The organism is Yinghuangia sp. YIM S09857 (genome assembly GCF_051388915.1).
GTDB lineage: Bacteria > Actinomycetota > Actinomycetes > Streptomycetales > Streptomycetaceae > Yinghuangia.
The window spans coordinates 357,945-370,013 of record NZ_JBPKBH010000001.1; the positions used below are offsets into that span (position 1 = coordinate 357,945).

7 protein-coding genes are annotated in these 12,069 nt (G+C 74.0%); 3 read left to right on the forward strand and 4 right to left on the reverse strand.

The genetic code is table 11. The annotated features are described in order from the left end of the window. Positions 1-203: 203 nt before the first annotated feature. Positions 204-1,502 (forward strand): MFS transporter, encoded by a 1,299-nt coding sequence (locus ACRX5S_RS01610; RefSeq protein WP_436771139.1) that lies wholly within the window; start codon positions 204-206, stop codon positions 1,500-1,502. 87 nt (positions 1,503-1,589) lie between these two features. Here ACRX5S_RS01610 and ACRX5S_RS01615 read toward each other — a convergent pair whose 3' ends face one another. After that, positions 1,590-3,074: a hypothetical protein gene (locus tag ACRX5S_RS01615; protein ID WP_436770837.1), complete on the reverse strand. Its 1,485-nt coding sequence runs from the start codon at positions 3,072-3,074 to the stop codon at positions 1,590-1,592. Positions 3,075-3,135: 61 nt separating this feature from the next. Continuing rightward, positions 3,136-3,600, reverse strand: a complete 465-nt coding sequence (locus ACRX5S_RS01620) for a cell wall hydrolase (protein WP_436770838.1) — start codon at positions 3,598-3,600, stop codon at positions 3,136-3,138. 278 nt (positions 3,601-3,878) lie between these two features. On the opposite strand from ACRX5S_RS01620, the gene ACRX5S_RS01625 reads away from it, so the two are divergent. After that, positions 3,879-8,621 (forward strand): sacsin N-terminal ATP-binding-like domain-containing protein, encoded by a 4,743-nt coding sequence (locus ACRX5S_RS01625; RefSeq protein WP_436770839.1) that lies wholly within the window; start codon positions 3,879-3,881, stop codon positions 8,619-8,621. A 60-nt stretch (positions 8,622-8,681) separates the two neighbouring features. On the opposite strand, the gene ACRX5S_RS01630 is transcribed toward ACRX5S_RS01625, so the two are convergent. Further along, positions 8,682-9,923, reverse strand: a complete 1,242-nt coding sequence (locus tag ACRX5S_RS01630) for an amidohydrolase family protein (RefSeq protein ID WP_436770840.1) — start codon at positions 9,921-9,923, stop codon at positions 8,682-8,684. A 160-nt stretch (positions 9,924-10,083) separates the two neighbouring features. Continuing rightward, positions 10,084-10,476, reverse strand: a complete 393-nt coding sequence (locus ACRX5S_RS01635; protein ID WP_436770841.1) for a DUF302 domain-containing protein — start codon at positions 10,474-10,476, stop codon at positions 10,084-10,086. 679 nt (positions 10,477-11,155) lie between these two features. Between ACRX5S_RS01635 and ACRX5S_RS01640 the strand changes: the two genes are divergently transcribed. Further along, positions 11,156-12,022: an NlpC/P60 family protein gene (locus tag ACRX5S_RS01640; protein WP_436770842.1), complete on the forward strand. Its 867-nt coding sequence runs from the start codon at positions 11,156-11,158 to the stop codon at positions 12,020-12,022. The last annotated feature ends 47 nt before the right edge of the window (positions 12,023-12,069 follow it).

Below are 12,069 nucleotides of genomic sequence, written 5' to 3' on the forward strand. Positions count from 1 at the left end.
CTGCGCCGAGCGAGCTATGCGGCGGGTGAAGGGGTGGGTGAGGGGGTGACCACGGGCTGTCGTGGTGGGTGACGCGGTGGGCGCGGGCGGAAGTCGGCGCAAAACCACAGGCCGTATGGGGACGTGACGGCGTACGGTGCCGGGGGCGTCGACGAGGAGGCGAAACCGTGGCCGGGGACGAGCACAGGGGACTCCTCGGCGTTGTGCGGGGCACACGGCGCGGAGGGGACGGCCCTTCCGGTGGGCGCGTTCGCCGGCACGGACCCTTCGCCCGGCCGGCCTTCCGCCGCGTGTGGGCGGGCGAATCGCTCTCGATGCTCGGCGACTACAGCTTCGAGGTGGCCTTCCTCTGGCTCGTCCTCGAACACACCGGCTCCACGGCGCTGCTGGCGGCCGTCCTGGTCACCCAGGCCGTGCCGCGCGGCGTGTTGATGCTGCTCGGTGGAGCCGTCACCGACCGGGTGTCCCCGCGCGCGGTCCTGATGGCATGTCACCTCGTACGCGCGGGCGCCGTGGTGGCGCTCGCCGTGGCCTCCGCCGCAGAACGGGTGCAGACCTGGCAGTTCTTCGCGCTCGGCGTCGTGGTCGGGATCGCCGAGGCCTTCTCGGTGCCGGCCGGGGGCAGCATCCTGCCGCTGATCGTGCCGCGCGGCGACCTCGCCAAGGCCAACGCCTGGATCGGCTTCGGCGAGCAGGGCGGCCGCCTGGTGGGACCGCTGCTCGGCGGCGTCCTGGTGACCACGCTCGGGACGACGGAGGCGGCGTGGTTCAACGCGGCGACCTTCTTGGTGGCGGCGTTGACGCTGGCACGGCTGCCAGTGGAGCGCGCGCCGGTGGAGGACGAGGGCGGGGCGGAGTCCGGTGTGCGGTCCGGCGCCGCCGTCCGGTCGGCCATGGGCGTGCTCCGCCGCGACATCGCCGAGGGCCTTGCCTACGCCCGCCGCAGCCGCGAAGTCCGTGCCGTGCTGCTTCTGATCTCCGCCGCCACGCTCGCGTACGCGGGACTGTTCGCGGTCGGCCTGCCCGCACTCGCCGCGACCTACCCGGACGGCTCCCTGACACTCGGCATCCTCATCTCCGCATGGGGTCTCGGCCAGCTCCTCGGCTCGGTGTCGGCGGCCCTCACCGGGCTGCCCGCCCGCTGGGGGCTGCTGATCATCGGCATGACCCTGTGCGAGGGCGCGGCCTTCGCCGCCCTCGGCTTCGCGCCGACGGCGTGGGGCGCGGCGGCGGTCCTCGTGGTGCTCGGGTTCGGTGTCGCCTACTCGAGCGACGTGGCGCTGCCGGCCTTCGTGCAGTCGCGCACGCCCGTCGAATTCCTCGGCCGCGTCAACAGCGTCGTCTACCTGCCCCGCACGGCGCTGGAGCCGGTGTCGATCGCGCTGATGGGGGTGCTGGTCGCCGCCGACGTGCGGTGGGCCTTCGTGATGGCGGCGGTGCCGATGCTCGCGGTGGGGGTACGGCTCGGCCTGGACCGCGAGGCGCGGGCGCTGCGGGCTTGAAGGGGAAGGGGGTGGGCTTGAGGGGGCTCGGCCCGAGGGGCCGGGCGGGTTCGCCGCGCGGGTGCACGTTCCCGGGAACGCCCCTTCTTAGCCCGTGGGTTCGTGCCGTCCCCGTGGCTTCGTGTCCACTATCGACCGGGCGACCGTGGTCCCCACGCGGATCAGCTCGGTGATGTCAGGCTGCGCCGCCGCCAGGGGCGCGAGGCGGTCGAGGACGGCGAGCAGCCACGAGGTCAAGTCCTCGGCGTACCACCGGACGGCCTCCGAACCGGACTCGTGGAACCGCCACGCCGCCATGGCCAGGGCCTGTGCCCAGAGCGTGCCGTGCTCCGCGAAGTCGTGGCGCAGCGCCGGGGCGTCGCGGGCCGAGGCGCCGGCGAAGACCACGTTCGCCTCCAGGCACAGCCGCAGTCCGTGGGGGTCGCCCTCGCCGAGCATCCGCACGGCCGCCGCAGCCAGGGTCCCGGCGATCTCCGGGGCCATGCCCCCGGGGCACCGGTCGGCCGTCGACAGCGACGGCTTCACCGACCACGGGTCGGCGATCAACCGATCGAGGAGTTCCGGGAGTTCGGCGGCGCCCAGCATGGCCTGGGCCGCGCGCAGGGCCTCGGCGAGCGGCGGGATGTCGGCGCGGGCGCGCGTCAGCGGATACGCCTCGGCAGCAACGAGCGCGTACGCCCCCGGGTCGATCGCGCAGCTCTCCGCGAGGAAGCTCTCGCTCTCGTCGGACTTGCCGTCTTCGGTGAGGCGGATCGCGTAGCGGGCCAGGGCGCTCGCGTACGCGTGCTCGCGCGGTGCGAACCCGTCCATCCGGCGCGCCGCGGCGGTCTGGCGCCCCACGTTCGCGGCGCTCAGCGCGAGGTCGGTGCGTCCTGCCGCCGCGTGCAGGTCGGACGCCAACTGGGCGGCCTCGAACAGGCAGCGGGCATGGGTCGGTGCGTCGGTGCGGCGGTTGATGCGCGCGGCGTTCTCGACGTACAGGCGGATCGCGTAGTCGGCGGTCGCGGCGGCGTGATCCGGCTCGCCGTAGCGCGCACGCACCGGCGCGACGGTGCTCAACACCCATGCCAGATCCGGGAGGCGGCCGCTCTCCCAGGACTCGGCGCCCAGGTCGGTGTACGTCCGGACCGCGTCGTCGGCCTCCAGCAGCGCCGCGGTGATCCGGCCGTTCCCGGCCAGCGCCACCGCGCGCCGGGCGCGTATGTCGGCAAGGAGCAGGGCCAAGTCGCGGACTGTGTCCGCCTCTTGCCCGGTCCCGCCGGGTGCGCCTTCGCCTTGCGAGCCTTGGTTCCGCGGGCCCGTGCCGTGTTCGCCGGCCGAGGCCGCGACCTCGGCGTACCCCGCCAGACTGGCGTCGGCGTACTCCAGCGCCGCGGCGAAGTCCCCGGTGCGGCAACAGGATTCGACCAGGGCATACCGGGTCGCCGCAACCGCGTGCCGGGCGCGCACGTCGTCCGGGGTGCGGGCGGCGAGGGCCGTGGCGATGTCGAGGGCGAGTGTCTGCGCGGTCCGCGCCGCCGCGAAGTCCTCGACGGCGACCGCGAGATCGGCACGATCGTGCCACTCGAACATGCGCTCCACGAGATCTTGCCCGCGCAGCGCGGCGGGCCGGCGGGGACGTTGTGCCTTGCGCCTACCCCACACCATCGCCGCGTCCGCCCGAGTCGGACGTGCGGGCGTGCACGGCGGGGCGCACGCGCTTGATCCCGAGGAGGCGCGCGTAGCGCGGGCGCGCGGCGAACTCGTCGTACGACCACACCACCGGCACGCCGACCTCGGCACACAGGTGCAGAACGCGCCCGGGCGCCACATGGATGCCGACATGCGCCGCGTAGCCCTCCGCGGCGTCCGGCAGGCCGCCGCTGTCGAAGAGCACCAGGTCCAACGGCGCAGCCACCTCCGCGATCTCGGTCGCCGCACGGTCCGCCCATAAGTCCGACGAATGCAGCGGCGGCACATGGCGCCCGAAGTGCGCGAGCACGGCGTACGCGTACACCTGGCAGTTCGCCCCGCCGGCCACGTCGCCCGGCGCCGTGGCACCTGGATGCCGCGCGAACACGTAGGGAACACGCCGCAGATGCGGTGGCAGGAACCCCAAGTCGGGATCTCCCCAACCGCCCCGTCCACCGTGCCCTTCGCGCCGCCCGCGCGTGCCCTGCCCCTTGGCCACACAACAACTCTGTCAGTTGGCACCCCCCGCCCGCCAGATATCAAACAAGGCGACGCCGGAGCCCGCAAAACAGGCATTCGCGCCCTTCGCCCCCGGGGTGGGCGGAATGCCCCCTGGCCGAAACAACGCGGTCCCCCGACAGTCGTAGCCCGGACGGCGCAGTGGGCCGGGCGGAGAAGCAGCGGCGGCGGGCACGATGCTTCGTTGTGGTGGATCTTGACGGCTGGTCGGAGGATCGTCGCTGTGCCGTACGCAAGGCCGTGCGGCGGCTGTTGGAACGTCCGACGTCGGCGGCCGGATTCACGGCGCGGGATGAGGAGGAGGCGTCCGCGGCCGTGCGGCTGCTGGACGCGGGGTTGCGGGAGGGGCCCGCGGCCATGCGGGCGGCGGTGCTTCGCACCCAGGAGACGGCCGACTGCCTTTCCGGGGACCGGCTCCAGGTGTTCGCAGAACTGGTCCAGAACGCCGACGACGCTGGGGCGCGGCGCATGCGGTTCCGCGTGGGGCCGGACGCGCTCGCGGTCGCGCACGACGGACGGGGTGTGGGGCTCGGCGATGTGCTGCTGATGGCCCTGCCCGGACTGAGCGGCAAGGCCCAGGACCCGGACGCGACCGGGCGGTTCGGGATCGGGTTGGCGACGGTACGGGCGCTGTCGCGCGTGTGGGAGGTGCACAGCCCGCCCTACCGCGTGCGGTTCGACGGGATCGGCATCGGTGTTGCGGAGCAACTGGACGCCGGAGCCGACGGATTCGCGAACGGACTTGCTTCAGAAGGCTGGACGGTCTTCCGAGTGCCCCTCGCCGGGGTCGCGCTGTCCGAGGGCGAGGTCGCCCGCTGGTTCGAGCGGTGGGACGACGGTGCTCTGCTGTTCCTGCGCAACCTCCGTGAGGTCCGGGTCGAGGGTGTTGCGGGGGAGTTGCGGACGCTGCGGCTGCGCTGGTCGTCCGCCGGATCGCGGGTGCGTATGCGCGTCGGCGCGCACGACACGGAGGTGTGCATCCGCCGCGCCGAGACGTCGACGGGTGCGGCGTGGCGTGTCTATGACGCCGAACTGCCTTGCCCTGAAGGGCTTTTGCGACGGCACAAGGCCGAGGGTCCGACGGTTCCCGTCGCGGTGGCCCTCCCCGTCGCCCCGGGCGCCGAGGGAATGGTCCACGCGGCACTGCCGATGGCCGCTCTCGACGTCCCGGTACGCGTCCACGCGCAGTTCGATCCGCTGGTCAGCCGCCGGGACTTCGTCGCGAGCGCGTGGAACGACGCGATGGCCGGGTGCGTCGCGGACCTCTGGGCCGCGGCCGTGCCGGGCGTGCTGGGCGGCGACGGGCCCGCCGCATGGCACCTCATCCCCGGTGAGACGCCGGCCGGTGCGCCGGTCGCCACCGCGCTCGCCGACGCCCTGCGCACGGCTCTGGTCGAACGGGCCCGAACCGAGGTCGCCGCGCGCCTGCGGCTCGCCTGCCCCGACGGTGTCCGTCGTCCGATCGCCGAACTCGCGGTCGAGGAACGCCGCTTGACCGGAGTCCTGGGACCCGCGCAGACGGCCCGCCTGGCCGAGCTGCCCGCGGCGTTTCCGCCGGCGTCGCGGGACCGGGCCGGGCGGTGGCGCCGCGTGCTCGCGGACTGGCGTACGGCCGGATCGGCGCCCATCCCCGAAGAGGTCACCGCCCGGTGCGCACTCGGGCTGTTCACGGCGCGCGGGGCAGGGAACCGCGGCGCCGACACGGACGGCCCCGCCATCGGCGTCGACCAGGGGATCCGGCTCGCCGCGGTGGCGGTTCAGGCCGGGCTCGACGCGGAGTTGCGTGCCCTTCCGTGGGTCGCGGACCGGCACGGCGTGCGCCGCGAACCGCCGTCCGCCGCCTCCGGCCTCGTCCTCGTACGCCGAACCTCCCGGCCCGGCCTCGCACACCGCCTCGGCACAGCCGTCGACCTGCACCCGCTGCACCACACGGACACGGCGGCCGCGCGCACGGTGCTTGCCTGGCTCGACGCCGAAGGCTGCCTTGCGGACGCCGACGACACGGACGCGGTCCTGCGCCGCGCGGGCGGGGGCGCCTACATCCTCGGAGACGACGGGACGGGGTGTACTGCCACCGCGCAACTCCTTGCTCTCCACGAGGCGTTGGCCGCGGTCGGCGAGTCCGACCGGCGCGAACTGGGCCCCGTTGCCGGGCGTGCCGTCCGACTGCGTACGACGGACGGCACGGCGGCGCCCGAAGACGCCTACCTGTCGGCGGAGTTGGAACCCGGCGAGACGCATCCGTTCGCGTTCGCCGCGTACGACACCCCTGCGCTGACGTGGCTGCACCCCGCGTACGCCGACCTGCCGATCGGCTCCGCCGCCGACCGTGCCGCCTTCCTCAAGGTGCTCGGCGCGGCCGACGCGCCGAGGCTCGTGCGTCCCCGCGCGGTCGGCAAGGTGTATACGGGCGACCGGTGTTCGCTGCCCGGACTGCCCGCCGAGGGGTGGTGCGGAACGCCCGCCCGCACGCGCGAACTCCGCCGCCTCGGCGCCGACCACACGCTCGACGACCACGACAGCCCGGACCTGGCCGCCGTCGCGGCGTCGATCGCCGCCGACCCCGACCGCGAACGCCGCCGACGCCGCGCGGTCGCCCTGGTGCACACCCTGGCCCGCGCCCACGGGCGGCGCGCATTCACGGTCGAGGCGGCGTACGGCTACTACGGCTGGCACCGCAAGGGCCGCACCGCGCCGCTGTGGATCTGGCGGGTACGGGACGTCGCGTGGCTCGAACGCGCCGACGGCACGCCCGCACGCCCCGGCGAACTCCACCTGCCGACACCGGCGTCCGCGGCCCTCTTCGGCGACGAGGACCCGGGCTACCTGCACCCGGGGATCCACGAGGCCACCCGCGTCCACGCGGACACGCTCGTCGCACTCGGCCTCACCGGCGACCCCGGCGCGGAGGACCTGGTGGCCCGCCTGCGCGAACTGCGCCGCCGGACCGGTGCGCGATCTCCCGGCGATCGGCCGGGAACGCCGTTCGACGCGGTCGTCGCCGACGCGGTCGCCGTCTACCGGGCCTTCGCCGTCCTGCTCGGCAGTGGCCACCGTCGGACCGACACCGAACGCACGCTGCGCGCCGCCGCCCGTGAGCCCTTCGTCCTCACCGACTTGGGATGGCGCCGTCCCGCCGAGGTGCTGTGTGGGCCGTCGATCCTGGGCGGATACCGGGCGTTCGTCCCACCCGAACCGGGCCTGTCGGTGCTGTGGGACGCCCTGGGCGTACGCGAGCCGGTCGAAGACGACCTCGCCGCCGTTCTCCACGAGGCGGCCGTGGACACGTCGCGTCCCGAGGAGGAAAGGCTCGGCGTCACGTTGGAGGCGCTGCGCCGCCTGGCCCTGCTGCTCGGGGACGGTCGCACGCCGTCCCCGGCGTCGGCCGCCACATTGAGCACCCTGCCCCTGCGCGTGCGCGGCGGCTGGACGGCCCGCCGACCCGTGTACGCCCTCGACAACCGCCACCTCGCCGGCGCCCTGTCCCGCCACGTCCCGGTGTGGCAACCAGGCGGCGACCTCCAGCAGTTCGCCGCACTGCTCGCACCCCGTGACGGCCCGGACACCGCCGCCGGGTGCAATCCGCTGCGCGTGACCCGCGTCGAACCGCTGGACGCCGTCGTCCTCGACGGCAGCCGGTCGGCCGCCGCCCCAGCACTCACCACCGCCTACCGCCGCGCGATCGCGCGCCTCCGCGACACGCTGGTGCGCGACGAACCCGAGGCCGCCGCGGCCTGCACCGACTGGTCACGCCTGTCCGCGCTGGAAGTCCGTGTCCTCCCGACGCCACGAATTGCCCTGCCGCTCACCGGTGATGGCGCCACCATGGTCGAACTCCCCACCGACGCACACGCCGACGCCCATCGCGGTGTCCTGTACATCGCCTCCGCCGAGGCTCTGGAGACCACGCGCGGCGCCGGCCAGGCCGTCGCCGCGTGGTTCACGCGCGAGCGCACGCGCGTGGGGCACGTCTGGCGGGACGTGTGGGAGCACGAACACGCCCGCACCGACGGCCCCGAGAACACCGCCAAGGCCGCGCCCCTGTTGCCGTCCGCCCGTGCACGCGACGACGCCAAGGCCAGGCGGATTGAACATCTGCTGCGGACGCGGACCGAGGGGGGTGTCGCGAACAGCGCTCCTACGCAGCCGAGTTCCCCGGCCTCGCCACCCCCGGTCCCAGCACCGGCGCCGGATTCCGTCGATGCCGGCCCGCCGCGCACCCCTGCACCTCGCACTCCACCCCGTATGCCGCAACGGCACCTGGTCGACCCCGCCACACTGCCCGAGCCCACCACGATCCCCTCGGCCGGGTCAGGAGAGGCGCCCGCGTCCGACGCTGCGATGACGCGTCCCCGCACCGACCGGCCCGGAGGCGCCACGGACGGGCTCCCCGCGCCGCTCGCGTCCGCGGTGCCGCCCCAGCAGCACAGCGGGGCACCGGCGTACACGCCGCAGGAGCGCGAGTCGACCGCGTACGAGCTGCTGCGCATGGTGCTGGCGCGGCAGGGCATCAGCCTCTCCGACCACCGCGCGCAGGCCGGGCTCGGGGCCGATGCGGTGGACTCGCTCGGGCAGTTCTACGAGATCAAGGCCCACGCGGGCGCCGAGCCCCGCGAAGTGACGCTGACCGTCGCCGAGTTCGAACGCGCCCTCGTCGCGGGGGAGCGGTTCTCTCTCGTCGTCGCCGCCAATCTGGAGGCAGGTGCGGGGATTCCCCGACTGCGGATCATCACCGACCCGCTCCGGCACCTCGGCGTCGAACGCTCGCAAGTGATCAGGGTTACCGGTCTGCACGAGACGGCGGACGCCGCCATCGTCCACGAATGGCGGCCGCCCGGGCCGGAGTCGCCCGGGCCGGAGTCGCCCGGGCCGGAGTTCCCTGGGCCAGAGTCGCCCGGGGATGAGACGGCGGCGGAAGTCGACGCGTGAAAGACGCGCCCCCGACGCGCCCCCGCTACCGCCACCCGCCCGCAAACCGGGCAACCACGGTCACCCGCCCGAAGGCAACGCCCCCGCCACCACGTCGCCGCCCTTCAGCACCGCCATCGGCGGCCGGTCGGCGAGTACGCCGATGTCCGTCACCGGATCGCCGTCGACCACCAGCAGGTCCGCGAGCTTGCCCGCCTCGACCGTGCCCAGGTCGTCGCCGCGCCGGGCGAGTTCCGCGCCGTTGCGGGTGGCCCAGCCGATCACCTCAAGCGGCGAGACGCCCGCGTGTTCGGTGTAGAGCCGCAGTTCGCGCCCGTACAGTCCGTGGGCGAAACCGATGGCACCGTAGTCGTCGCCCAGCACGAACCGCACGCCGGCCGCCTGGGCCTTGGGGATCGCCTCGTACATGTGCGCGAGATCCGCGCGGATCGCCGCCGCGCCGAACCCGAAGCCGTCGCCCATCAACTCCAGGAAATGCTTCGGGAAGTGCAGCGACGGGACGACCGACGCGCCGGTCTCCACCAGTGCCGCGATGATCTCGTCGTCCATCTCGTCGCAGTGGTCGACGATGTCGATGCCCAGCTCCAGCGCCATCATGATGGCCGGCTTGTTGACCAGGTGGGCCCGGATCAGCACCCCGCGCGAGTGCGCCGCGTCGATCGCGGCGGCGAGTTCGTCGCGCGTCATCTCGATGCGGTCCTTGGGGGCGAGGGTGCCGTGACCGCCGGTGACGAACAGCTTGACGACCTCGGCCCCGCGCTTGATCTCCTCGCGGACGCCGAACCGGAACCCGTCCGCGCCGTCGCAGATCCGCACCGCGCCCGGGGCGGGCATGCCCCAGTGCCACGGCACCGCGTCGTTGGCGTGGCCGGTCGTGGACAGCTCCCGGCCCGACGGCCAGAACCGCGGGCCGGGGACCAGCCCGTCCTCGATGGCCTTCTTGACCCCCGGCTCGACCTCGTTGGCCCCGCCCGCCCCGACCACGCCGGTGTAGCCGTGCTCCAGTGCGGTACGCAGGTTCTTCGCCGCGACTAGGGCCTGGTACGACGGCGGGAAGTCGTTGCCGTAGGGGACGTTCGGCCGCGACCCCAGCTCGTGGTAGGTCGCGTGGAAGTGGCAGGTCCACATCCCGGGCATCACCGTGCGCCCGGCGAGGTCGACCAGTTCGTCGCCGTCCTCGGGGGCGGGGGCCTCGGCCGCGACGTCCGCGATGCGCCCGTCCGCCACCACGACCGTGCGTCGGGCCGCGGGACCGTTGACGCCGTCCAGCACGGTGGCGTTGGTCAGGAGCAGTCTACCCACTGCGGCCTCGATTCCCCGGGGAGCGCCGTCGCCGCTCCGTACCTGCGTGACTTGCCTGCCTGTATGTCACGCGGCGGGTGAAGGAGCAAGGTCACCGACCGGTTGGCGGCGCGGCACGCCGCCGCGTACTCGCGGGGCGCGACGCGCGCGTCCGGCCGCGTCAGGCGCAGGTCAGCGAGCTCAGCGCGGCGTCGAGCCGCAGCGTCGCCTCGGTCGCCGCCGCCTCCAGTTCCGGGCGGCCCGTGACCGCGAGCATCACGTGGGGGTCGAGAGCCTGGACGACGGTGGCGTCGCCGTCCCGCCGCACGACGACGTTGCAGGGGAGCATCACACCTATGGAGCGGTCGACGCGCAGCGTCTGACGGGCGATCGACGGGTTGCAGGCACCGAGGATGAGGTAGTCCTCCATGTCCTCGCCGAGCCGCTGCTTGAGCGTCGCGGCCATGTCGATCTCGCTCTCGATGCCGAAGCCCTCGGCGGCCAGTGCCTCGCGGACGTCGGCCACGGTCGTGGCGAAGTCGCGGCTGACGCGAATCGTGCGGTCATAAGGCATGGGACAGCAGCCTCTCTTGATGGTCCCTTGGGCCCCCACCTCCCCGAAGCATGCCCTGAACGGCGATAAAGGCGGGGTCAGCATCAGTGCGTCTTCGGTTAACCGGAGCGGGGCGGTCCACGCGCAGTTCACCGCGAGCACGCCGCGTTTGAGCGGACGCGGGATCTGACACGACGTCCGGCGCCGGATGCCGTGTCGAACCCGACGCGGGGTCCGACACCGCGTCACGAGCGGATGACGCACCGGAACCCCGCACCGCACCCTCCCTGCAACCGCGTCCCGCTGGTAAGCCGAACGGGGGGATTGCCCGCGGTTCAGGGCGTCGCGTACCGCCTGCCGTCCGGCGGCGTGATCCATTGGCCGGGTGGCAGGACGACTTCGCGGAGTACGAATGCGGGCACCCGGTGTGACAGTTGCCGCAACGGCCCGATGGCGCAGGGTGATCGCCGCCGCGACTGCCGCGACCGCCTTCGCGGCCGGGCTGCCGGCGACGGCACACGCGGCACCCCGGCCGCCCGCACCGACCCCGCCCGCACCGACCCCGCCCGCACCGACCCCTCCCGCAGCGACCCCTCGCGCAGCGAACACTTCCGCGTCGACGCCACCAGTCCCGACGACTCCGGCATCGACGCACCCCGCCTCCGTCCCGCCTGCCGCGCCGCGGTTCGATCTGCTGCGCGTGGGACAGCAGGTGGCCGCGCTCTCGAAGGCCATCGACGAGGCGAGTGCCCGCGCCGAGGCCGCCCGTTCGGCCGCCGACAGGCAGCGGCAGCGCATCGCCGAGCTCCAGCTCAAGGAGAGCGCGGCCCGCGCGCGGACGGAGTCGATGAGCGCCGAGATCGGCCAACTGGCCAGTCTGCGCTATCGATCCGCGGGAATGTCGCCCGCTGCCGACTTCATGCTGCGCGGCGGCGGCACCGACCGCCTGCACATGGGGGCGGTGTACGCGCGTATCGCCTCCTCGCAGGCCTCGCTGGAGAAGACGTACGCCGCCCGGCATCGCGAACTCGAAGCCGTGCTCGCCGAATCCCGTGCCGCGACGCGCACCCTCACCGAACGCGAGAGTGCCGCCGACCGCGAACTCGCCACCCTGCGCGAGGCGTCCGCGCAGGCGATGCGTCTGCTGACCGGTCTCGATCTGACCGGCCTCGACCCGGCCGGGCACCCGTCCGGGCCCGGGCTGGATCCGGGCCCGGCGGGGCGCGGCGCGCTGATGTTCGCGGTGTCGCAGATCGGACGCCCGTACGTCTGGGGTGCGACGGGCCCTGACGCGTACGACTGTTCGGGCCTGACGCTGCGCGCGTGGCAGAGCGTCGGCGCGACGCTGCCGCGGACGTCGCAGGAGCAGTGGGCGCAACTCCCGCGCGTGGCACCGGCGGACATGCGTCCCGGCGACCTGGTCGTCTACTTCCCGGACGCCACCCACATCGGCATGTACCTCGGTGCCGGCATGATGGTGCACGCTCCACGGCCCGGCCGCCACGTCACGACCGCCAAGGTCGACTCCCTCCCGATCCTCGGCGTCGTCCGACCCAAGTCCCCCTGAGGCAAACGCTGTTGCGAGCCTCGCAGCCACCGCCCGTCGGATCCGCA